The organism is Streptomyces sp. NPDC057486, from assembly GCF_042802415.1.
Lineage (GTDB): Bacteria > Actinomycetota > Actinomycetes > Streptomycetales > Streptomycetaceae > Streptomyces > Streptomyces yanii.
Window position 1 is genome coordinate 94436 of the sequence record NZ_JBHVEE010000012.1, and the last position, 23324, is coordinate 117759.

Consider the following 23324-nt stretch of genomic DNA (forward strand, 5'->3'; position numbering starts at 1 on the left):
AGGCGTGCCTCGCGCGCCTTCCCGCCACCCCCTCCCCTGGCGCGCGATGCGTACCCCTGCCGCCGCGCACTCCTGTTGCGCGCGCTCCGCGCCCTCATCCCCCTCTGGTGCCTTCACCGTTCCTTCTTGGAGTCAGTAATGCCCGGAATATCCCGCAACATCCTTAGGTGTACCGCTGCCGCCGGTGCCCTGCTGCTGTCCCTCACCGGCTGCGCCGGCACCGGCCCCGCCGCGGCCGACGTCGACCTGGGCCCCGGTCCGGCCGTGGCCGGCAAGGTCAAGAAGGGCGCGCTCGACGGCGTCACCCTCACCTTCGCCTCCTACGGCGGCATCTACCAGGACGGCCAGGAGGCCGCGGCCGTCAAGCCGTTCGCCACGAACTCGGGGGCCAAGGTGCTCTCCGACGGTCCCACCGACTACACCAAGGTCAAGGCCCAGGTCGATGCCAAGAACGTCACCTGGGACGTGGTGGACGCCGACACCCTCTGGGCCGAGCGTCAGTGCGGCAAGCTGTTCATGCCGCTCGACAGCGACATCGTCGACACCTCCAAGCTCCCCAAGGGCATGGAGGGCAAGTGCTCCGTGCCGGCCATGAGCTACGGCGTGGTCCTGATGTACGACAAGAAGAAGTTCGGCGACAACCCGCCGAAGGACTGGGCGGACTTCCTCGACACGGCCAAGTACCCGGGCAAGCGCGCGATACCCGGCTTCGCGTCGGACGCGGCCCCGGGTGCGCTGGAGGCGGCGCTGATCGCCGACGGGGTCGCTCCCGACCAGCTGTACCCGCTGGACGTCGACCGGGCCCTGAAGAAGTTGACCGGCGTCCGCTCCTCGCTGGTCTTCTGGGACACCGGTGCCCGCTCCCAGCAGTTGCTGGAGTCCGGCGAGGTCTCCATGGCCATGGTGTGGTCGGGCCGCGCCTACTCCGCGGTCAAGAACGGCGCCCAATTCGCGCCGCAATGGAACCAGTTCCTGCCGGTCTCCGACTCCCTCGCCGTTCCCGTCGGCGCGAAGAACCCCAAGGCCGCCATGGCGCTGATCAACTACTACCTGGGCGCCACCCAGCAGACCAAGCTCACCGAACTGACCTCCTACTCGCCGATCAACTCCGACGCCAAGCCCAGGCTCGACGAGCTCGCCTCGCAGTACGTGACCACCGGCCCCGAGCGGGAGGCCCAGGCGCTCAAGATCGACAACGCCTGGTGGGCGAAGAACCAGGAGCAGATCATCCAGAAGTGGTCCGACTGGCTGGCGCGGTAACCCATGACCGCCCTGATCGAGATCGCCTCCCCGGCCACCGGCGGCCGGCCCCGCAAGGGCGCCGACGGCCGGTGGGGGTGGCTGCTGCTGCCCGCGGTGGTCCTGCTCGCCGTGCTCTTCCTGGTGCCGCTGGGTCTGATGGCCTGGCGCAGCGTCACCGAGCCGACGCCCGGCTGGGGCAACTACTCCTGGTTCCTCACCAGCGACGTCGCCCTCGCCACGCTGGTCCGCACGCTGACCGTCGGCGCCGTCGTCACACTGGTGACGCTGGTGCTCTCCTACCCGTACGCCTACCTGATGACCGTGGTCGGCGCCCGCGCGCGGATCTGGCTCACCCTGCTGGTGCTGCTGCCGTTCTGGACCAGCCTGATGGTGCGCACCTTCGCCTGGGTGGTGCTGCTCCAGGACAGCGGCGTGGTCAACCAGCTCCTCGGCACCGTCGGGCTGGGCCCGCTGCAGCTGATCCGCACGCCCTCCGGAGTGGTGATCGGCATGTCCCAGGTGCTGATGCCCTTCATGGTGCTGCCGCTGTACGCGGTGATGAGCGGCATCGACCGCCGGCTGCTGGACGCCGCGCAGGGCATGGGCGCACGCCCGGCCGTCGCGTTCCTGCGGGTCTTCGTGCCGCTGTCGCTGCCCGGCGTCGGCGCAGGCGCGCTGACCGTGTTCATCACCTCGCTCGGCTTCTACGTCACCCCGGCGCTGCTGGGCTCGCCCGACCAGGCGCTGATCTCGCAGCAGATCTTCACCCAGGTCAGTGGGCTGCTGGCATGGGGCCGCGGCGGAGCGATGGGCGTGGTGCTGCTGGCGGTGACGCTGGTCCTGCTGGGACTGGTCGGCGTCGTCCTGCGATTCACCCGTAACCGCGGAGGTGCCCGATGAGGACCGGACCCGCACGGATCGCGCTCTGGACGTTCAGCGCCCTGGTGGGCTGCTGGCTCATCGCGCCGACGCTGGTGGTGATCCCGCTCAGCTTCACCGACAAGGCGTCCCTGGTGTTCCCGCCGAGCGGCTGGTCCACCCGCTGGTACACCAACTTCTTCACCGACCCCCGGTGGATCGACGCGCTGCTCTCGTCGCTCCAAGTCGGCGCCCTGGTCGCGCTGGTGGCCACTGTTCTGGGCACCGCCGCCGCGATCGCGCTCACCCGGTCCGGCTCGCGCTGGGTGAAGGGGTCGTACGGGCTGCTGCTGGCCCCCATGATCGTGCCGACCGTGGTGGTGGCCATCGGCGTGTATGCGCTTTTCCTCCAGTACAACCTGCTGGGCACCCTGCTCGGCTTCGTCACCGCCCACACGGTGCTTGCCCTGCCGTTCGTGATCATCCCGGTGACGGCGAGCATGCGCGGCTTCGACCGGCGGCTGGAGGACGCCGCGCTGATCTGCGGCGCCAACCGGTGGGGCGCCATCCGGCAGGTGACCCTGCCTCAGATCGCCCCCGGAGTCGTCTCCGGCGCCTTGTTCGCCTTCGTCACCAGTTTCGACGAGGTCGTCGTCTCGCTGTTCATCCAGAGCCCCTACCTGCAGACCCTGCCGGTCAAGATGTTCGCCAGCGTGACCCGGGACACCGACCCCACCATCGCCGCGGCCGCCACTTTGATCATCGTCTTCACCACGGTGCTCGTGCTGGCCGCCACCTTCGCCACCGCCAGGAGGAACCGTGTCCGCTGAGTCCAGCCTCATCAAGGCGCGCGGAGCCCGCATCGAACTGGCGCAGGTGCGCAAGGAGTACGCGGACTCCGTCGCCGTCGACGACGTCTCCCTGGTCATCGAACCGGGCGAGTTCATGACCCTGCTGGGCCCCAGCGGCTCCGGCAAGACCACCACCCTCAACATCATCGCCGGTTTCACCACCGCCACCTCGGGCACGCTGACCATCGGCGGCAAGCAGATGCAGGACCTGCCGCCGCACCGGCGCGACATCGGCATGGTCTTCCAGCACTATGCGCTCTTCCCCCACATGACCGTGGCGGAGAACGTCGCCTTCCCGCTCAAGCAGCGCAAGGTGCCCAAGGCCCGCCGCACCGAGATGGTCGAAGCGGCCCTTCAGACCGTGCGGCTCGGCGGCTACGGCCACCGCAGGCCGCGCGAACTCTCCGGCGGCCAGCAGCAGCGGGTCGCCCTGGCCCGGGCCGTGGTGTACGAGCCGAGCGTGCTGCTGATGGACGAGCCGCTCGGCGCGCTCGACAAGAAGCTGCGCGAATCCCTCCAGTTGGAGATCAAACGGGTGCACCAGGAGGTCGGCTCCACCTTCGTCTTCGTCACCCACGACCAGGAGGAGGCGCTCGTCCTGTCGGACCGCATCGCCGTCTTCGACGACGGGGGTATTCAGCAGATCGGCACCGGGAGCGAACTCTACGAAAAGCCCCGCAGCCTCTTCGTGGCCGAGTTCCTCGGCGAGTCCTCCGTCATCCGGGGACGCGTCGAGCCGGACGGCGACGACTCCCTCCTGCGGGTCGGCGACCGCACCGTAGGCGCACTCGGCCGGCCGACGGAGGACGGCACGGCCGCCGTCGTGGTCCGCCCCGAGCACCTGCGAGTGCAACCGGCCGCGGCGCCGGTGGCCTCCGGGGTCAACGCGCTTCCCGCCCGGGTCACCCAGGAGATCTACCTGGGCTCCGGCCGCAAGCTCGAACTCGCCCTGCCCGACGGCACCATGCTGCTCGCCCGCGAGCAGGCCGACCGGCTGTCCGGCGTCCGCCGCGGTGACGAGGTCACCGTGGTCTGGGACGTCGAACGAGGCGTCCTGCTCGACGACACGACCGGCACCACCCACCCACCCACTTCCGGTGACCGGATCCCGGTCGCCGCCGCGGAAATGAGCGGACGATGAGCACGACCACTACGGGCGGCACTCCCGCCACCAGCCCCACCTTCGTCAACGGCGCCGTCTCCTTCTGGTACCGGGAGGGCGGCGTCCCCGCCCGCCGCCCGGCCCTGCCCGGCGATCTGGACGTGGACGTCGCGCTCGTCGGCGGCGGCTACACCTCCCTGTGGACCGCGTACTACCTCAAGCAGGCCCAGCCCGACCTCAGGATCGCCGTCCTGGAGAAGGAGTTCGCCGGTTTCGGCGCCTCCGGCCGCAACGGCGGCTGGCTCAGCGCCGAGCCGCCCGGCCAGATGCGCCGCTACGCCGCGTCGCACGGCCGGGAGCCGGCCGTCGCCCTGCAGCGCGAGATGTTCTCCTCCGTCGACGAGGTCATCCGGGTCGCCGCCGAGGAAGGCATCGAGGCCGACATCCAGAAGGACGGTCTGCTGCACGTCGCCACCAACGCCGCGCAGGAGCGGCGGCTGCGCGAAGGGCTGCCGACGCTGCGCGCCGAGGGCTGGGGCGACGACGACCTGGTCGAACTCGACGCGGACCGGCTCGCCGAGCGGGTCCGCGTGGCCGGCGCCCGCTACGCCCAGTGGAGCCCGCACTGCGCCCGCATCCAGCCCGCCAAGCTGGTGCGGGGCCTGGCCGACGTGGTCGAGCGGATGGGCGTGGCCATCTACGAGGGCACCGAGGTCACCGAGATCCGCCCGCACGAGGCGGTCACCCCGCACGGCACCGTCAAGGCGACGTACGTCATCCGGGCGCTGGAGGGATTCACCGCCGGGCTGCGCGGTCACCGCCGGGTCTGGCTGCCGATGAACAGCAGCATGATCGTCACCGAGCCGCTGCCCGCCTCCGCGTGGGACGAGATCGGCTGGCGCGGCGCCGAACTGATCGGGGACGAGGCCAACTCGTACTGCTACATCCAGCGCACCACCGACGGCCGCATCGCCATCGGCGGGCGCGGCATCCCGTACATGTTCGGCTCCCACGTCGACCAGCGCGGCGAGACCCGGGCCGCCACCCAGTTGCAGCTGCAGGCCATCCTGCGGCAGCACTTCCCGGCCACCGAGGGCGTCGGGATCGACCACACCTGGTCCGGTGTGCTGGGCGTTCCGCGCGACTGGTGCGCCACCGTCCACTTGGACGAGCGGACCGGTCTCGGCTGGGCCGGCGGCTACGTCGGGCACGGCGTGACCACCACCAACCTCGCCGGACGCACTCTGCGCGACCTGATCCTGCGCCAGAAAACCGACCTCACCCGGCTTCCCTGGGTCGACCGCAAGGTGCGCGGCTGGGAGCCGGAGCCGCTGCGCTGGCTGGGCGTGCGCAGCCTCTACGTCGCCTACCGCGCCGCCGACCGGCACGAGAACTCCGGCCTGGAGCGCACCTCCGTCATCGCACGCGTCGCCAACGTCATCAGCGGCCGCTGAAAGGAGCGACCCACATCATGGACACCACCGCCCTCGTCCCCACCGTCGCCTTCCTCGCCGATGCGGCGAGCGCCGACCTTCCCCCCGCGAACCCCAAGCCCACGAGCACCACCGGCCAGCAGGAGACCACCCGCCCCCTGTGGCAGTCCCCCGACGGACTGGTGGAGGTCGGCATCTGGGAGTGCGACCCCGGCCACTTCACCGCCACCCGCGACGGCTACGACGAGGTCTGCCAGGTGCTGACCGGGTCCGCCACCGTGTACACCGAGGGCGGAGAGGCCGTCGAGCTCGTTCCCGGATCCACCCTGGCGATGCCGGCCGGCTGGCGCGGCACATGGCAGGTACAAGAGACCCTGCGCAAGGTGTACGTGCTGCGCACCCACGGAGCCGGCGCATGACCCTGGTCCTGCACGGCGGCCGCGTGTGGACCGGCGACCCGCGGCGCCCCCACGCCGCGGCCGTCGCCGTGTCCGGCGGCCGGATCACCGCCGTGGGCACCGACGCCGAGGTACGCCGGGCCGTCGGCCGGCCGGCCGAAGCCGTCGACCTGGTCGGCCGGACCGTGGTGCCCGGCCTCCAGGACGCGCACATCCACCCCGTCTGGGGCGCCCTGGAGGCGCTGCGTTGCGACCTCACCGGCGCCACCGACGCCGAGAGCTGCGTCGCGGCCGTCCGGGAGTACGCGGCCACCCACCCCGGGCAGCCGTGGATCCTGGGCGGCGGCTGGACCATGGACTGCTTCCCCGGCGGCTGGCCCACCCACGAGCCGCTTGACGCAGTCGTCCCGGACCGGCCGGTCTTCCTGCCCAATGCCGACCACCACTCGGCATGGGTCAACTCGGTGGCACTGGAGCGCGCCGGGATCGACGCGGCCACCCCGGACCCGCCGGCCGGACGGATCGAGCACGACGCGGCCGGCCGGCCCACCGGGGTGCTGCACGAGAGCGCCATGGACCTGGTGGCCCGGCTGCTCCCGCGGGACACCGTCGAGGACCAGGTCGCGGCGCTCCGCCACGCGCAGGACCACCTCTTCCGGTACGGCATCACCGGCTGGCAGGACGCCATCGTCGGCGCCTACGGCGGGGCCGGCGACACACTCGCCGCCTACCGCCGGGCCGACGCCGAGGGACTGCTGAAGGCCCGGGTCACCGGTGCCCTGTGGTGGGACCGCAACCGCGGCCTGGAGCAGTTGGACGACCTGGTGGCGCGCCGCGGCGAGCCCGGCCACCGGTTCCGGGCCGGCGCGGTCAAGGTGATGCAGGACGGAGTGCTGGAAAACGGCACCGGCGCCCTGCTGGAGCCGTACCTGGACTCCTGCGGGTGCGCCACCGGCAACCTCGGCCACTCCAACGTGCCCGCCGAGCTGCTCGCCCGGGCAGTGACCCGGCTGGACGCGGCCGGCTTCCAGGTGCACTTCCACGCGATCGGTGACCGCGCGGTGCGCGAGTGCCTGGACGGGGTCGAGGCCGCCCGTCGCGCGAACGGGCCGCGTGACCGGCGCCACCACATCGCCCATGTGCAGCTGATCGACGACGCGGACATCGGCCGCTTCGCCGAGCTGGGGGTGGCGGCCAACGTCCAGTCGCTGTGGGCGACCCACCACCAGCAGACCGACGAGCTGACCAACCCGCTGCTGGGCAAGGGACGGGCCGGCCGGCAGTACCCCTTCCGCCGGCTGCTTGACAGCGGCGCCCGGCTCGCAGGGGGCAGCGACTGGCCGGTCACCACGGCCGACCCGTGGCAGGCCATGCACGTGGCAGTGCACCGCACCGAACCACCCGGCTCGGCGCACGCCGAGTGGCCGAACGCCGACCGTCCGTTCGGGCCCGAGGAGCGGCTGGAGCTCACCGACATCCTGCGCGCCTACACCGCGGGCTCGGCCTGGGTGAACGGCAACGACGACGAGGTCGGCCTGGTGCGCGAGGGGATGGCGGCGGACCTCGCCGTCCTCGACCGGGACCTCTTCGCCCCCGACGGGTACGTGGCCGGCGCCCGCTCGGTACTCACCCTCGTCGCGGGGGAGGCGGTCCACGCCGAGTGAGTGGTCGGACGGCGCAGTGGGTGATGGTGCCGGTGTACTGGCCGACGACCGCATCGGCGGGCACCGTGATGACCGCCGGTCGCACGCCCGGCTGACCACCTTCGTCGGCAGGGGCGCCGATGTCGCCGCGGTCCGCGAGCTCACAGCCGGCGCAGGTACAGGACCGGCGCCCCGGCTGCCGGCCATGCAGATCGCCTGCGAGGCGTACGGGGTCGGCGGCGGACTGGTCTTCGGCCGCCGCACCATGCTCAGCGTCGGCGCCGGAACGACCGTCTACGTCGTCCTGCTCAACGCGCCTGCGCCCGACCGGCCCACCGACACAGTGATTGCACTGTGCACTTTCTCACAGGGCGAGACGAGGCCCATGTCGGTAGCGTCCCGAGCAGCTGACGTGACGGCAGCTCCGGCTGCCCCTGGAAGTCCGTTACACCTGAGGAGAAACAACCGTTGTCCATCCCGACCACGCCGCGGGCCAGTTACTTCGAAGCCATCGACGACCACCGCTACAAGCCGACGACGCACGCGGGCGGGGCCTGGGACCCCGACGAGCAGCACTTCAGCCCGCTGGGCGGGCTCGTCGTCCACGCCCTCGACCGTCACCGGGCAGCCGGCCCGGACGACGGCCTGACCCTCTCCCGGATCAGCTACGACATACTCGGCCGCCTCGCCCTGGACGAGTGCGAGATCCAGGTGGAGACCATCCGCCCCGGCCGGACCATCGAACTCCTCGAAGCGGTCGTACGGATCGCCGGCCGCCCGGTCGTCCGGGCCCGCGCCTGGTTCCTGGCAAGCCTCGACACCACCGCGGTCGCGGGCGGGCCCGACGACCGCCTCGCCCCGCCGGAGTCACTCACCACGTGGCCGATGTCCGAGGTGTGGCCCGGTGACTACATCGCGTCCCTGGACGTCCGCCCGGTCGCGCCGCCCCGGCCGGGCCGTACGACCGCCTGGGTGTCCACGCCACTCGATCTGGTCGCCGGCGTTCCCGTCAGCCCGCTCGCGTCGTATCTCGCCCTGGTCGACACCGCCAACGGAATCGCCGTCCGGCAGTCGCCCACCGCGTGGATGTTCCCCAATGTCGACCTGACCGTCCACCTCCACCGCCAACCACGCGGCACCTGGACGGGACTGGACACCACCGTCACCTTCGGCCCCTCCGGACAGGGCCTCACCAGCACGGTCCTGCACGACGTCGACGGCCCGGTCGGACACGCCCAGCAGATCCTCACGGTCCGCCCCCAGCCGGGAACATGACAAGGCTGGAAAGTCACCGCATCGCCGACCCGGCCGGACACTCCGGTCCCGGTCGGCTCGGGGCGAGAGTACGGCGGAGGTCTGCCCGACGCACTGCATCGGCATCTCCGTCCGGACGCTCTGCACCCCTTTGATACGTGTCGGATGGTCGAGCTGGACCTGCCGGTGGGCGTAGAGGTCGGCTGCACTGCGCGGTGTTCGTGTCGACCGCCGCCGGCCTCAAGGGCGAGAACCGCGCGGCAGACATGATCTCCTACGTCACAGCTGCAGTGAGCGACACATCGAGTGGGGCGGCTGCCCGGTCCCGTGCTGCTGTCACTGACGATACGGGGCGGCCTCTTCACTCGGGGTCCGGGGCGCGGTGAGGTCGAGCAGCAGCATGGCGTCGTGGTCGGGGGTGCCCGGCTCGGCGAAGTACACACCGAGGCGTTGACCGGGCGTTCCTTCGAGCTGCATGGCCTGGAAGCCGAGAGTGAGATCGCCGACCGTGGGATGGTGGAAGGTCTTGGTCGCGTACTTGCGTCCGGTGACGTCGTAGCGTTCCCACAATCCGGCGAAGTCACGGCTCTTGAGGAGGAGTTCGCCGACCAGGGTGGTCAGGTCGGGGGCGTCGGGGTCGGTCCCGGCGAGCGCGCGCAAGCGGGCGACGCAGCCGCGGATCTGGTTGTCCCAGTCGGTGAGGACGTCGCGGGCGGCGGGGTGGAGGAAGAGGTAGCGAGCCAGGTTGCGTTGCTTGACGGGCCAGTCGCCGATGCCGGCGTACAGGGCGAGGCCACCGGGGTTCCAGGCGAGCAGGTCCATGCTGCGGCTGACGACGTAGGCGGGGTTGGGGCGCAGCGTCTCAAGGATTTGTTTGATGTGCGGGCGCACGGTGCGGCTGGGCGCGGGCGGGGGTTCGGGGGCGTAGCGGGCGGCACGGGCGGCGAGTTCGCGCAGATGCTGGTGTTCGTCGTCGCCCAGGTGCAGGGCACGGGCGAGGGAATCGACGACCTCGGGGCTGGGCCGGGTTTCCCTGCCACGTTCCAGCCGGGCGTAGTAGTCGATGCTGACTCCGGCCAGGGTGGCCAGTTCCTCGCGGCGCAGGCCGGGGGTGCGGCGCACTCCGGGCCCTGTGGTGAGGCCGACGGACTCGGGGCTTGTCTGGGTGCGGCGCGCGCGCAGGAAGCGTCCCAGCTCGGTGCCGCCCTGCTGCTCGGGTGCCATGCCTTCAGTCTCACACCGCCGTGAGCTGGACGGCGGGTGCAAGGGGGGACCTGTCACACCACGGCTGGCCACTCAGTGGCACAGCTCGGCCTTCCTGAAGACCGCGTACGGCAGCACTGTGGATGACGTGCTCGGAGGACCGTCCGAGCAGCACTGCACCGAGCCGTACCCGGCTGTCGCCCCGCCCGCTGAGCACCGCACCGCGGACTCGGGTTGCGAGGGGCGACGGCCATCGCCGGGAACGGCCAGGAGAGGAAGACCGCGATGCACCACCTCACACTGCGTGACCTGGAGGTTTCCCGGATCGGACTGGGCACGATGGGGATGTCCCACGGCTACACCGACTCCGGGACCGACGAGGCGGAGTCCGTCCGTACGATCCACCGGGCTTTGGAGCTGGGCGTCACCTTCATCGACACCGCCGAGATCTATGGCCCGTATGTCAACGAGGAACTCGTCGGACGTGCCTTGAAGGGGCGCCGTGGCCAGGTGGTCCTGGCGACGAAGTTCGGCATGGTCTCGCACGCCGGGGCCGGGCCGTGGAACCGGGACAGCAGTCCGGCAAACATCCGCACCGCCGTCGAGGGCTCGTTGAGGCGGCTCGGCACCGACCACATCGACCTGTACTACCAGCACCGGGTCGACCCGAACACGCCCATCGAGGAGACCGCCGGTGCGGTGGCCGAGCTGATCGCCGAGGGCAAGGTCCGCGCGTTCGGCCTGTCCGAGGCCGGGCCGGACACCGTCCGCCGCGCCCATGCCGTCCACCCGGTCACCGCCGTGCAGTCCGAGTACTCCCTGTGGACCCGCGGCATCGAGGACCGCATCCTGCCCGTCCTGCGGGAGCTGAGCATCGGCCTGGTGCCCTTCGCCCCACTCGGCCACGGCTTCCTCACCAACACCATCCGCTCCACGGACGGCTTCAAGGAAGGCGACTTCCGGCACGGCAACCCGCGCTTCACGGGCGAGAACTTCCAGCGCAACCTGCGCATCGCCGACGAGGTCCAGGGCGTCGCCGCCGAGGCCGGGGCCACACCCGCCCAGGTCGCGCTGGCCTGGCTGCTGGCCCAGGGCGACGACATCGCTCCCATCCCCGGCACCAAGCGAGTGCACCGGGTCGAGGAGAACACCGCCGCCGACGGCATCCGACTCTCCGACGAGCATCTCGCGCGCCTCGGCAACCTGCCCCCGGCGGCCGGCGAGACCCATCCGCAAGGCGCCCGGCAGATGCTCGAGCGCTGATTCCGGGCCTCACCCACGGCAACGATCCGACCAGAGGAACCCATGCAGACCGTCACCCTGAACAACGGCGCCACGATGCCGATCCTCGGCTTCGGCGTCTACCAGATCCCGCCCGAGCAGACCGAGCAGGCCGTCACCGGGGCTCTCGCCGCCGGTTACCGCCTGCTCGACACCGCCGCCGCGTACAAGAATGAGGAAGCCGTCGGCCGCGCCATCAGGAACAGCGGCGTGCCACGAGACGAACTGTTCGTCACCACGAAGTTGTGGGTCCAGGACGCACCCGCCGAACAGAACACCGAACGCGCCTTCGAGACGTCGCTGGCCAAGCTGGGCCTGGACTACATCGACCTGTATCTGATGCACCAGCCCTACGGCGATGTGCACGGACAGTGGCGCGGCATGGAAGAGGCGTACCGCGAGGGCCGGGCCGAGGCGATCGGCGTGGCCAACTTCCACCCGGACCGGCTGGTCGACCTGATCGTCAACAACGACGTCACGCCCGCGGTGAACCAGATCGAGACCCACCCGTTCTTCCAGCGCGCCGCCGACCAGGAACTCATGAGCGGGCACGGGGTCCAGATCCAGTCCTGGGGCGGGTTCGCCGAAGGCAGGAACAACCTGTTCACCCAGCCGCTGCTCAGCGAGATCGGCCGGGAGCACGGCAAGTCCGTGGCGCAGGTGGTACTGCGGTGGCTGGCCCAGCGCGACGTCGTCGCGATCCCCAAGTCGGTCCGGCCCGAGCGCATGGCGGAGAACATCGACATCTTCGACTTCGAGCTCACCGACGACCAGATGGCCGCCATCGCCACCTTGGACACGGGAGCGTCCCTGTTCTTCGACCACCGCGATCCGGAGATGGTCGCCCGGCTGGCCAAGCACCGATTGGACTCCTGACTCCCCCTCACTCGGCTCATCCGGGCACCCGGAAGGACACCCCCTGACCTCCTGGACCAGCTCCGATCTGGAGCGGATCGGCACAGCCGAAGGGCTGGACCCGCGATCCGAACGCGCCGAGTGACGTTCCCGAGGCGCATCCCAGCCGGTACGCGGGCGTGGATGCCGCCTACCGCGCCACGTACGGGCGCTGCACCAGCATCGTCGAACACCTTCTGACCGACCGGGCGCCGGCCGCCAACCTCCGCCTGGAACCGCGCCGAACCCGCTACCACCCCCACCCCTTCGAGGAGTTCCGCTCATGCGAGCCACCCTGCTGTACTCGGCCGGCGACGTACGCGTCGAGGACGTCGCCGACCCGAAGATCCAACAGCCCACCGACGCGATCGTGCGGATCGTGCTGTCCTGCATCTGCGGCAGCGACCTGTGGCCCTACAAGTCGCTGCCGCCTACCGACAACCCACGCCACATGGGGCACGAGTTCCTCGGCGTGGTCGAGGAGACCGGCTCCGAGGTGCGCGGCCTCAGGCCCGGCGATGTGGTGGTGGCCCCGTTCGTCTGGGCCGACAACACCTGCGTCTACTGCCGCGAGGGCCTGCAGACCTCCTGCCTGCACGGCGGGCAGTGGGGCGTGAACGGGGTCGACGGCGGTCAGGGCCAGGCCGCGCGGGTCCCGTACGCCGACGGGACCCTGGTGAAGCTGCCCGTCGGCGAGGACTCCGAGCTGCTGCCGGACCTGTTGACGCTGTCCGACATAGTGTGCACCGGTTACCACGCCGCCCGCACCGCCGGCGTCGAGCACGGCGACAGCGTCACCGTCGTCGGCGACGGTGCCGTGGGCCTGGCCGCCGTGCTCTGCGCCAAGCTCCTCGGCGCCGACCAGGTCGTCCTCATGGGTCGCCATCGGGCACGTACCGAGCTGGGCCGTGAGTTCGGGGCCACCGATGTGGTCACCGAGCGCGGTGGCGAAGGCGTCGCCCGGGTGCGCGAGCTGACCGGTGGCGAGGGCACCCGCAAGGTCCTCGAGTGCGTGGGCCTCAAGGACGCACTCGTGCAGAGCCTCGGGGTCGTGCGCGCCGGCGGCACCATCAGCCGTGTCGGCGCCCCGCAGTACCCAGAGGTCCCCTTCGGATTCGGCGACTTCATGCGCAATATCACCCTCACCGGCGGCGTCGCCCCGGCCCGCACCTACATCGAGGAACTGATGCCGCACATCCTTGACGGCTCGATCCGCCCGGGCCGCGTCTTCGACCGCACGGTCGGCCTGGAGGACGTCGCCGACGGCTACCGGGCGATGAACGACCGCGAAGCGCTGAAAGTCCTCGTCCGTCCCTGAACCCGGCACCCGGCACCAGCGGTGAGCACAGGAGCATCCGCCATGAACCAGAACACCCCGTCCACCACGGAAGTAGCCGTCGTCATCGGCTCCGGCAGCATCGGCCTCGCCATCGCGCGCCGTATCGGCGCCGGCCGCAGGATCCTGCTCGCCGACCGCAACGAGGAAGCGGCTGCAGCCGCGGCCCGGACGCTGCGCGGCGGGGGACACGAGGTGACCACCCGTGTCACCGATGTCGCCGACCACGACGCGGTGGAGTCCCTGGCCGATGCGGCCGCCGCGCTGGGCCCGGTCACCCAGGTCGTGCACACTGCGGGCGTCTCCCCCACCCAGGCCACCGTCGAGCGGATCCTGCAGGTCGACCTGCTCGGCACCGCCATGGTGCTCGATGCCTTCGCCCGCGTCGTCGCTCCGGGCGGGGCGGGCCTGGTGATCGCCAGCATGGCCGGGCACCGCGAAAGCCCGTACGCACCGGAGATCGAGCACGCGCTCGCCACGACCGAGACGGCGAAACTGCTGGAACTGCCGTTCCTGCAGAGCGAGCAGATCGGTACCACCGTGCACGCCTACGCGCTGTCCAAACGGGCAAACTCGCTGCGGGTGCAGACCGCTGCCGCCGCGTGGGGCAAGCGGCAGGCTCGGCTCAACGCGGTGAGCCCCGGCGTCATCGTCACCCCGCTGGCCCTCGATGAACTGGCCGGGCCGCGCCGCGAGTGGTTCGAGCACGTACGCGAGGTGTCGGTCGCCGGACGCTTCGGCACACCCGACGAGGTCGCCGATGCCGCCGCATTCCTCCTCGGCCGCCAGGCCGGCTTCATCACCGGCGCCGACCTGTTGATGGACGGCGGCGTCACCGCCGCGCTGCGCGGCGGAGAGCTGACCGTCCCCTGACCCCACTGCGCAGAGGCGGCGGAGAGCTGCTGGTCGGCGGCCCAGGAGGAACATACCTTCAGCAAGGCCGTCGGACTGGGCACCGGCGCAGCCGCGGTCCCGCTGTCCGGCCCTCCGGTCGGCGCGTCCGCCGCGACCGACGCGGCCGCCTCGCACCAGTCGAGCGGTGTACCTGCTCCCCACCGTGCCCACCAGCACCCCGGCGCCCGCAGCGGCTTCAGCACGCTCGAGCACACCGAGGCGGGCGTCCTCGACATCGGTTACGCCTAGGGCGTGTGTCGGACCGGCCCACGGCCCGGACATCATCTGTCGGATGCGCGGCCGTGAAGGGCGGTGCCCTTCACGGCCGCGCCGGTGTTCAGGACTCGGCGCGCTTGGGCAGCCGCCAGTTCGGGCGCGGGAAGTGGCAGGTGTAGCCGTCCGGGTAGCGCTGGAGGTAGTCCTGGTGATCCGGCTCGGCATCCCAGAACGCGCCGGCCGGCACGACCTCGGTCACCACCGGCCCCGGCCACAGCCCCGACGCCTCGACGTCGGCGATGGCGTCCTGAGCGACGCGCCGCTGCTCGTCGTCGAGGTAGAAGATGGCGGAGCGGTAGCTGAGGCCTACGTCGTTGCCCTGCCTGTTCCTCGTGGTCGGGTCGTGGATCTGGAAGAAGTACTCCAGGATGGTGCGGTAGTCGGTGGCCGTGGGGTCGAAGACGATCTCGATCGACTCCGCGTGCTTTCCGTGGTCGCGGTAGGTGGGGTGGGGCGTGTCGTCGTCGCCGCTGTAACCCACCCGGGTGCGCACAACCCCGGGAAGCGACCGGATCAGCTCCTGCATACCCCAGAAGCAGCCGCCCGCCAGCAGCGCCCTCTCCTCGACGTCACTCATCGTCATCACCCTTCTGTCCGCATCCGTTCGCGCGGGATCCAGCCTCGCATACTGGCCGGGAAACCCCACGACTTTCGTCACCATCTTAACAGGTGACGGATGCCATGGCAGATTCATCACCAGTCAAGGCGGTGACAAAATCCGGCAGGGCCGGAATACCCGAGAGGGGTCTGTCGCGCCGAGCATCAAGGGTGGATGCAAGCAACCGGTGACGACCGCGGTCTCGAAGTTCCGGCAGGTCTCACGCCGACGCGTTCACTGCATGCGCCTGCCGTTCACCGATCCGGCGGCACGAGGGAAGCACCAGGACCAGCAGCAGGGCACCCGGGACACCGTCGCCGCCCGACACAAGGAGACCTCAGCCGACCCCGACGATCCCGACCTCTCCGCCCTCATCGGCGAACCGACCGTCCAGGAACCCGACTTCCGTACCTGACGGGCCGAACACCGCGTCAACAGCGCGAGCCACGGCACCAAGCGCCAGCGCCACCATCGCGTCGGCGACGTCACCCTCGACTGCGACACCCGGTCCGGCTCCGCGACCACCACGCCCCGAACGCACGAAAGGCCGCCCTCCCACGAGTGAGAGAACGGCCTCCGACCTGCAAAAAGCATGGTCGGGACGACAGGATTTGAACCTGCGACCCCTTGACCCCCAGTCAAGTGCGCTACCAAGCTGCGCCACGTCCCGATGCTCGCCTGACCTGGGCTTTCCCCTGGCCGAACGCGCATGAGAACAATACCGCACTTGAGCCGGTGCTTACGAACCTCTTTCCACACTTGACCTCAACCATGCTTGAGGTTGAATGCTGCACCCATGACGATCAAGACCGCCGCTCCGGCGCACACCTACCGTGACCTGAACCGCCTGATGAGCCTGATGACCGGCGACGAGAAGCACGGGCCCGCGGCCACCTCCACCCTCGATGCCCTCTGGGTCCTGTACGACCAGGTGCTGCGCGTCACCCCCGACACCACCGAGGCCCCGGACCGGGACCGGTTCCTGCTCTCCAAGGGGCACGGACCGATGGCGTACTACGCCGTCCTCGCCGCGCACGGCTTCTTCGACGAGGAATTGCTGCCCGGATTCGGCGGCTACGAGTCACCGCTGGGGCATCATCCGGACCGCATGCTCGTCCCCGGTGCCGAGATCGGCAGCGGTTCGCTGGGACACGGATTGCCGCTGGCTGTCGGCAGTGTGCTCGGGCTCCGGGCACAGGGGCTGACCCAACCCCGGGTCTGGGTGCTGATCGGGGACGCCGAGCTGGACGAGGGCAGCAACCACGAGGCGATCGCCTACGCCGGCCCGGCCGGACTCGAGCAGCTGCACACCCTGGTGATCGACAACGCCTCCGCCACCTTCGGGTGGCCCGGCGGCATCGCATCCCGGTTCGAGGCGGCCGGCTGGTCGGCCGAGACCGTGGACGGGCACGACCACGAGGCGCTGTACGCGGCATACACGGCACCGCATCCCGGGCAGCCGCGGGCCGTGGTCGCCCGCGTCTCCCCGAAGAACTGACCCCCGCACCACCGCACACCAGCGATTCAGCGATTCACCGATTCAGAACGAGGGAGAACCGACCCATGGACACCATGCGTGACCGCTTCATCACCACCGCGTCGCGGCTGCTGGACGACGACCCCAGGCTGGCCGTCGTGCTGGCCGAGATCAGCCGGGACGGCTTCGACCGCGCCGAGCGCGCCCATCCGGACCGGGTGATCAATGTCGGAATCCGGGAGCAGCTGCTGGTCGGCGCGGGGGCCGGACTGGCGCTGACCGGGATGCGACCGATCATGCATACGTTCGCCCCGTTCCTGGTGGAGCGGCCCTTCGAGCAGGTGAAGCTCGACTTCGGACATCAGGGTGTGTCCGGGGTACTGGTCAGCGCCGGAGGTTCCTACGACTGGCCCGCCGGCGGCGTCACCCATATGGCGCCCGGCGATGTCGCGCTGATGGACACCCTCGACGGCTGGACGGTGCAAGTGCCGGGCCACCCCGACGAGGCGGAGGCCCTGCTGCGGCAGGCTGCCGCCGGGGAGGACAAGGTCTACCTGCGGCTCTCGCTCCAGCAGAACGAGCGGGCCCGGGCGGTCGGTGCCGGGTTCACGCCGGTGCGGGAGGGGAGCAACGGGGTGGTGATCGCCGTCGGCCCCATGCTCGACAACGTCCTGGCAGCGACGGACGGCCTGGATGTGACGGTGCTGTACGCGACAACCGTGCGCCCCTTCGACGCGGCGGGACTCCGGCGCGCGGTCGGGGGCCGGGAGACGGCGGACGTGGTGATCGTCGAACCGTATCTGGCGGGCACGTCGACGGGCGCCGCCAACGACGCGCTCGCCGATCTGCCGCACCGGGTGCTGGGGCTCGGAGTGGGAAAGGCGGAGCTTCGTCGGTACGGACAGATGGACGAACATCTCGCCGCACACGGCCTGGATCCGCAGGGACTGCGGGGGCGGATCACCGGCTTCCTGGGCGGCTGACCGGGGCGGGGGCGGCAGCCGATGTGCTTCCGGAGCCGCGCCCAACACGTTCCGCACCCCTCCCCCTCTCCGGAAGCTGTCAGGCGGCGCCCTCGCCGTCGACCACGGCCCGGCCCAGATCCGGATGGGCGTCCTGCAGTTTTCGGGGTGCCGCCTGGCGCCAGGAGTCGGCGAGGATCGCGGTCAGCTCGTCCACGTCGTCCAGTGCGGCGAGCCGCACCCGGAGCCACGCGTAGGTGTCGTCGTGGCCCTTGCGCGTGAAGAACTTCTGCGGTTCGGCGGCGATCAGCTCCACCCGGTCCTCGACCGGGCACTTCACGCCCATCGTCGTGTCGTCGTCGCCGAGCGCGGCGAAGATCTTCCCGGCCACGCGGAATGTGGGCTGCCCCCAGGCCAGTTTCTCGGCTGTGTCGGGCAAAGAAAGCGCGATGGTGCGGACGTCGTCGGCGGTGGTCATCCACGTCTCCGATCCGGTGAACCAGCCAGGTGCGGTCGGAATCGACCGTAGCGCCCGGCACCGACAATCGCCCGGAGCCGCGGGACCCGGCCGCCGCCCCGAGCCGTCCGCAGCAGGCTCGCACCCCCTCACAGCAGAGTCACAGAGAGCCCTGCCGACCCATTGACCCCGCGGAAGACGTGAACCTACTCTGAACGGCGTACTTCAGAAAGCGCTTTCTACATCCCGTAGTCGGCATCTACCGCACAGGGAGCGCCCATGAGTCACCATCCGTTCAGCAGACACCCGTCGCGAGGATTGCCCTCATCCCTCCTCGCCCTCACCGCACTTCTCGCCCTGATCCTCGGCCTGTTGGTCGCTTCGCCGCCTCGCGCCCACGCGGCCCCGTTCCGGGTCCTTGTCTACTCCGAGGTCACCAACTTCAGGCACGACTCGATTCCTGCGGGCATCGAAGCGATCAAGAAACTCGGTACCGAGAACGGCTTCGAAGTCGAGGCCACCGACGACTCGGCCGTATTCAATGACTCCGATCTCGCCCGCTTCCAGGCCATCGTCTTCAACAACACCAACTCCACGCCGCAGAGCGGCAACTTGCTGAGTACCGACGAGCGTTCCGCGCTCCAGAAGTACATCCGTGCGGGCGGTGGCTGGGTCGGGCTGCACGCCGCGTCGGCGAGCGAGCGCGACTGGGACTGGTACGAGGGCCTGGTAGGCGCGATCTTCGATCAGCATCCCGCCGTGCAGACCGGCCGGGTCAAGGTACTCGACCATGCGCACCCCTCCACCAAGGGCCTTCCGGACCTTTGGGAGCGTACGGAGGAGTGGTACAACTGGCGTACCAATCCGACCTCCAAGGTGCACACGCTCGCGCAGATCAAGGTGCGCGACGGCATCACGGGTCTGGACGAGGGCGTGGACCATCCGTGGTCCTGGTGCCAGAACTACGACGGCGGCCGCTCCTGGTTCACCGCCGGCGGCCATGCCGCGTCGGCCTTCCAGGAGGAGGGCTTCGTCAAGCATCTGCTGGGCGGCATCGAGTGGGCCGCGGGCGCCAAGTCCGGCGACTGCACGGCGACTCGGACCGGTTCCTTCCAGCGCACGGCACTGGCCACCAGCGACCTCGCCGACCCGTTCGAGCTGGCGATCGCCCCGGACCGCCGGGTGTTCTTCGCCCAGCGCACCGGGAAGCTCAAGGTCATCGACCAGCAGACCATGAAGGTCACAACGGCACTGGACTTCGCGTACTCGCCCGAGATGACCAGCCAGTCCGACGGGCTGCTCGGTCTCGCGCTCGATCCGGGCTTCGCCACGAACAACTGGCTCTATCTGCTGCATTCCGACAAGACCGAGAAACGGCTCAACCTCTCCCGTTTCACGGTCACCGGCAACACGGTCGACCCCGCCTCGGAGAAGAGGCTGCTGACCATTCCGACCTGGCGCGGCGAGGGCCGGGCCAACTCCCATATGGCCGGGTCGCTCGCCTTCGACAAGAACGGGAATCTGTACGCGGCGACGGGTGACAACACCGACCCGTTCGCGTCGGACGGTTTCAGCCCGATCGACGAGGGCGAGGGCCGCCGCGCCTGGGACGCCCAGGGCACGGCGGGCAATACGAACGATCTGCGTGGCAAGATCCTGCGCATCACCCCGAAGGACGACGGCACATACACCGTCCCCGACGGCAATCTCTTCACGCCCGGTACGGAGAAGACCCGCCCGGAGATCTATGCGATGGGGATGCGCAACCCGTTCCGGATCACCACGGATCCGGTGAGCGGCGCGCTGATGGTCGCCGACTACGGCCCGGACGCCAAGGCCGCGGTCGCCAACCGCGGGCCGGAAGGCACGGTCGAGTACACCCGGATCACCAAGGCGGGGAATTTCGGCTGGCCGTACTGCATCGGCAACAACACCCCGTTCAACGACTACGACTTCACAACGAGGACGTCCGGTCCGAAGTTCGACTGCGCGGCGCTCGTCAATGATTCGCCGAACAACACCGGGCTGCGGAATCTGCCGCCCGCGCAGCCCGCGACGGTCTGGTACGCCTACTCCGCATCCGCCGAGTTCCCGGAGCTCGGGACCGGCGGCGGTGGCCCGATGAGCGGTCCGGTCTACGACTACGACCCCGACAACCCGTACCGCACCAAGTTCCCCGAGTACTTCGAGGGGAAGTGGTTCACCTACGAGCTGACCCGGCAGTGGTTCAAGACGTTCTCCTTCCAGCAGAAGGACCAGACATTCAGCAATCCGCGGTTCGCTCCCGTCAAGGCCGGTGAACTCCAGTCGATCAACGGCGTCTTCGCGGACATGAAGTGGAACCAGCCGTTCGATGCCGACTTCGGTCCCGACGGGTCGCTGTACGTCATCGACTTCGGGCTCGGCAGCGGCACCGGCCGTGGCGGCAGCAACGAAGGGTCGGGCATCTACCGGATCGACTACGTCGGTGACGGACGGCTGCCCGAGGCGAAGATCACCGTCAGCCGGGACAACGGTCCGGCGCCACTCACCGTCGCGTTCTCCAGCGCCGGTTCCGGGCTGCCGGACGGTCGACCGGTCACGTATGCCTGGGACTTCGACGGCAACGGCACCACGGACTCGACGGAGCCGAACCCCTCGCACACGTACCAGACCAAGGGGCTCACGACGGCGCGGCTGACCGTCACCGGGCCCGGTGGTCTGACCGCGCAGGCGGTGCAGGACATCACCGTCGGCAACACCCGTCCCGAAGTGACGATCAAACAGCCGCCGAACGGGGGGATGTTCAGCTTCGGCGACACCATCCCGTTCACCGTGAAGGTGAAGGACAAGGAGGACGAGAGGAACGGACAGCCGATCGACTGCTCGCGGGTGGTCGTGCAGTCGCAGCTCGGCCATGACACGCATCTGCATCCGCTCGACAACTACACCGGCTGCGCGGGCGAGATCGTCACGGATGCCGGGGACAGCCACGGCCCGGGTCAGAATCTGTACTACGGGATCACCGCCCGCTACGAGGACAAGGGCGCCCCGGACGCCCCGGCGCTCACCGGCTCGACCTCACTGACACTGCGCACCACCTTCCGTGAGGCGGAGCACTTCACGGCGACGGGCGGAGCCCACGGCGGAGTGGTGATCGGAAACAGGACCGACGCCTCCGGCGGGAAGCGGCTGACGGAGATCGAGGACGGTGACTGGATCAGCTTCGATCCGGTGCATCTGAAGAACATCGACTCGGTGACGGTCGGCGCGGCCTCCGGCGGGATCGGTGGCACTGTCGAGTTCCGGGCGGGTTCCCCGACGGGGCAGCTGCTCGGGAAGGTGACCGTGCCGAACACCGGGGACTGGGGCAAGATCGTCTCGCCGACCACGGCCCTGGAGGACCCGGGGAGCAGCGTGAAGCTGTACGCGGTGTTCACCAACCCGGAATGGTCGAGCGACAAGGCCGACCTGTTCGCCGTGGACTGGCTGCACTTCAACGGGTCCGGCGTCGAGAAGAAACCCGGTACGCAGGTCACGGTGAAGGCGGACCCGGCCACAGGCACCTCTCCCCTCGCCGTCGCGCTGAGCAGCATGGTCAAGCCGGCGGCCGGGCGCACGATCACCTCCTACCACTGGGACTTCGGCGACAACGTCAAGTCCGCGGGGCCCGAGGGCGCCACGGCGACGCACACCTACAGCCGGAAGGGTGCGTACACCGCGCATCTGACGGTCACCGACGACAAGGGCGACACGAGCACCGGTTCCATCCGCATCGACGTGAGCTGAGCGGCGTCGACTGAGAGGAAAGAGACGATATGAACGGCACACGACGTGCGTTTCTCGGTACGGCTCTGGGCGTCGCTGCGGCCGCCGGGGTCGGCACGGCCCCGGCAGCCGCCATGGAGTCCGGGCCCTCCCGCCCCATCCCGCCGTCCGGGATCGGCATGCACCTGTACACCATGCGGACCCCTCTGGCGACGGACTTCCGGGGCACGCTGGAGCGGCTGGCGGAGATCGGGTACGCGACGGTCGGGGTGAGCGGCCGACACGGCAAAAGCGCGGCCGACATCCGGCGGATGCTGGACGAGACACGGCTCAAGGCGGTCCTCGAACATGTCGCGTACGACATCGTGAAGGGCGCCGGGCTGCCGCAGGCGCTGGAGGACATCCATACGCTGGGCGGCAAGTGGATCGTCGTACCCAGCCTGCCCGGATCGCTGCACAGTCCGGCCGGATACCGCGAGGCGGCCCGGGAGTTCAACAAGGCGGGACTGGCCGCCCGCGAGTCCGGGCTGAAGCTGCTCTACCACAATCACGGCACGGACCATCAGGTGGTGAACGGGGTCAGCCTGTACGACATCCTGCTCGCCGAGACCGATCCGGAACTCGTCGGCTTCGAACTGGATCTGTACTGGGCGGCCAACGGTGGCGCCTCGGCACCGGGCGAGTTGTTCGTACGCCATCCCCGGCGCTTCCCGGCGCTGCATGTGAAGGACATGGCGCCGAACGGGAGCTTCGCCGATGTCGGGTCGGGGGTGCTGGACTTCCCGGCGATGTTCGACACCGCGCGGCGGGGCGGGGTGAAGCAGTGGCTGGTGGAGCACGACTCACCGGCTGATCCGTTCGCCTCGGCGCTCGCCAGCTACACGTATCTGTCACGCCTGCGGTACTGAGCGGACCGGCGCGCGCAGCGGCCCCGGGGAGCGTTCCGCCTCCCCGGGGCCGCTGCGTGCTCAGTGGGCGGCGAGCAACTGCCCGTACGGGCGAGGATCGCGTCCACGGTGGCCGGGAGAGGTTTCTCGGAGGCCGTAGGGCTGCCCGACGCCGGCGGTCGCTCTCACCCGGATCGTCGAGGGCATGGGCCTCTCGGGCCCCGCGTTCCGCCGCTGCTTCGCCGGCCGCGACGACCTGCTCAACGCCCCGATCAGGGACGCGTACGACGGTGCTGCGAGGGCCCCGGCGGAAGCGGTGACCCACCCCGCGGCCGCATCGGAGAGCCCCCGGGCGCGCCTGCGCTCCCCAGGAGGAGCTCACACCATGGGCGCCCGGCTCGCGATGCCCGGCACGGCACCTCGCTGCGTTGTCGCCTCACCCGAGTACGTCCGGTACGAGAGGGATCCTCCGCCCGGCGATGCACCGCACCTGCCGACACGCTGGAGCGGGCCCCGCCGGGGGGGGGGCGC

Annotated in this window: 20 protein-coding genes and 1 tRNA gene; 17 read left to right on the forward strand and 4 right to left on the reverse strand. The window is 70.1% G+C overall.

Going from position 1 to position 23324, the window contains the following annotated elements; all coding sequences use genetic code 11:
- Positions 1-138: 138 nt before the first annotated feature.
- The 8 genes from ACFU6I_RS09030 to ACFU6I_RS09065 all read left to right on the forward strand — a co-directional run bounded on the left by ACFU6I_RS09030 (position 139) and on the right by ACFU6I_RS09065 (position 8802).
- On the forward strand, positions 139-1260 hold the full coding sequence (locus ACFU6I_RS09030; RefSeq protein ID WP_384363230.1) for an ABC transporter substrate-binding protein: 1122 nt from the start codon (positions 139-141) through the stop codon (positions 1258-1260).
- Positions 1261-1263: 3 nt separating this feature from the next.
- A complete protein-coding gene (locus ACFU6I_RS09035) occupies positions 1264-2142 on the forward strand; it encodes an ABC transporter permease (protein ID WP_384363232.1) in 879 nt (292 codons plus the stop codon).
- Entirely contained in the window at positions 2139-2930 is a 792-nt protein-coding gene (locus ACFU6I_RS09040) for an ABC transporter permease (RefSeq protein ID WP_345516465.1), read from the forward strand. Before ACFU6I_RS09035 ends, ACFU6I_RS09040 begins: the two co-directional genes overlap by 4 nt.
- A complete protein-coding gene (locus ACFU6I_RS09045; protein WP_384363234.1) occupies positions 2920-4092 on the forward strand; it encodes an ABC transporter ATP-binding protein in 1173 nt (390 codons plus the stop codon). The genes ACFU6I_RS09040 and ACFU6I_RS09045 overlap by 11 nt, the downstream gene beginning before the upstream one ends.
- Complete coding sequence (locus tag ACFU6I_RS09050; protein WP_384363236.1) at positions 4089-5507, forward strand: NAD(P)/FAD-dependent oxidoreductase; 1419 nt, start codon at positions 4089-4091, stop codon at positions 5505-5507. Before ACFU6I_RS09045 ends, ACFU6I_RS09050 begins: the two co-directional genes overlap by 4 nt.
- Positions 5508-5524: 17 nt before the next feature.
- Entirely contained in the window at positions 5525-5905 is a 381-nt protein-coding gene (locus ACFU6I_RS09055; RefSeq protein WP_384363238.1) for a cupin domain-containing protein, read from the forward strand.
- Positions 5902-7548, forward strand: coding sequence for an amidohydrolase (locus tag ACFU6I_RS09060; RefSeq protein WP_384363240.1), 1647 nt, complete (start codon positions 5902-5904; stop codon positions 7546-7548). Before ACFU6I_RS09055 ends, ACFU6I_RS09060 begins: the two co-directional genes overlap by 4 nt.
- Before the next feature lie 447 nt (positions 7549-7995).
- Entirely contained in the window at positions 7996-8802 is an 807-nt protein-coding gene (locus ACFU6I_RS09065) for a thioesterase family protein (protein WP_384363242.1), read from the forward strand.
- Between the two features lie 315 nt (positions 8803-9117).
- Here the strand turns inward: ACFU6I_RS09065 and ACFU6I_RS09070 are convergent, their stop codons facing one another.
- Positions 9118-10005, reverse strand: a complete 888-nt coding sequence (locus tag ACFU6I_RS09070) for a helix-turn-helix transcriptional regulator (protein WP_384363244.1) — start codon at positions 10003-10005, stop codon at positions 9118-9120.
- Between the two features lie 264 nt (positions 10006-10269).
- On the opposite strand from ACFU6I_RS09070, the gene ACFU6I_RS09075 reads away from it, so the two are divergent.
- From ACFU6I_RS09075 to ACFU6I_RS09090, 4 genes are all read left to right on the forward strand, one after another.
- Positions 10270-11247 (forward strand): aldo/keto reductase, encoded by a 978-nt coding sequence (locus tag ACFU6I_RS09075; protein ID WP_384363246.1) that lies wholly within the window; start codon positions 10270-10272, stop codon positions 11245-11247.
- 42 nt (positions 11248-11289) lie between these two features.
- Positions 11290-12141: an aldo/keto reductase gene (locus ACFU6I_RS09080; RefSeq protein ID WP_384363248.1), complete on the forward strand. Its 852-nt coding sequence runs from the start codon at positions 11290-11292 to the stop codon at positions 12139-12141.
- 301 nt (positions 12142-12442) lie between these two features.
- On the forward strand, positions 12443-13477 hold the full coding sequence (locus ACFU6I_RS09085; RefSeq protein ID WP_384363250.1) for a zinc-binding dehydrogenase: 1035 nt from the start codon (positions 12443-12445) through the stop codon (positions 13475-13477).
- A 42-nt stretch (positions 13478-13519) separates the two neighbouring features.
- Positions 13520-14368 carry an SDR family oxidoreductase gene (locus ACFU6I_RS09090; RefSeq protein ID WP_384363252.1) on the forward strand — a complete coding sequence of 283 codons (849 nt, stop codon included), beginning with the start codon at positions 13520-13522 and terminating at the stop codon, positions 14366-14368.
- 358 nt (positions 14369-14726) lie between these two features.
- Here ACFU6I_RS09090 and msrA read toward each other — a convergent pair whose 3' ends face one another.
- Positions 14727-15242 carry a peptide-methionine (S)-S-oxide reductase MsrA gene (msrA, locus tag ACFU6I_RS09095; protein ID WP_384363254.1) on the reverse strand — a complete coding sequence of 172 codons (516 nt, stop codon included), beginning with the start codon at positions 15240-15242 and terminating at the stop codon, positions 14727-14729.
- Positions 15243-15450: 208 nt separating this feature from the next.
- Here msrA and ACFU6I_RS09100 point away from each other — a divergent pair, with 208 nt between their 5' ends.
- Entirely contained in the window at positions 15451-15678 is a 228-nt protein-coding gene (locus tag ACFU6I_RS09100; RefSeq protein ID WP_384363256.1) for a hypothetical protein, read from the forward strand.
- A gap of 178 nt (positions 15679-15856) precedes the next feature.
- Here ACFU6I_RS09100 and ACFU6I_RS09105 read toward each other — a convergent pair.
- Positions 15857-15933: transfer RNA gene (locus tag ACFU6I_RS09105), tRNA-Pro, on the reverse strand.
- A gap of 126 nt (positions 15934-16059) precedes the next feature.
- Between ACFU6I_RS09105 and ACFU6I_RS09110 the strand changes: the two genes are divergently transcribed.
- Positions 16060-16761 (forward strand): transketolase, encoded by a 702-nt coding sequence (locus ACFU6I_RS09110; protein WP_384363258.1) that lies wholly within the window; start codon positions 16060-16062, stop codon positions 16759-16761.
- Between the two features lie 65 nt (positions 16762-16826).
- Positions 16827-17723, forward strand: coding sequence for a transketolase family protein (locus ACFU6I_RS09115; RefSeq protein ID WP_384363260.1), 897 nt, complete (start codon positions 16827-16829; stop codon positions 17721-17723).
- 79 nt (positions 17724-17802) lie between these two features.
- On the opposite strand, the gene ACFU6I_RS09120 is transcribed toward ACFU6I_RS09115, so the two are convergent.
- Complete coding sequence (locus tag ACFU6I_RS09120; RefSeq protein ID WP_384363262.1) at positions 17803-18180, reverse strand: MmcQ/YjbR family DNA-binding protein; 378 nt, start codon at positions 18178-18180, stop codon at positions 17803-17805.
- A 258-nt stretch (positions 18181-18438) separates the two neighbouring features.
- Here ACFU6I_RS09120 and ACFU6I_RS09125 point away from each other — a divergent pair, with 258 nt between their 5' ends.
- On the forward strand, positions 18439-21927 hold the full coding sequence (locus tag ACFU6I_RS09125) for a ThuA domain-containing protein (protein WP_384363264.1): 3489 nt from the start codon (positions 18439-18441) through the stop codon (positions 21925-21927).
- A gap of 29 nt (positions 21928-21956) precedes the next feature.
- Positions 21957-22814, forward strand: coding sequence for a sugar phosphate isomerase/epimerase family protein (locus ACFU6I_RS09130; protein ID WP_384363266.1), 858 nt, complete (start codon positions 21957-21959; stop codon positions 22812-22814).
- Positions 22815-23324 lie beyond the last annotated feature (510 nt).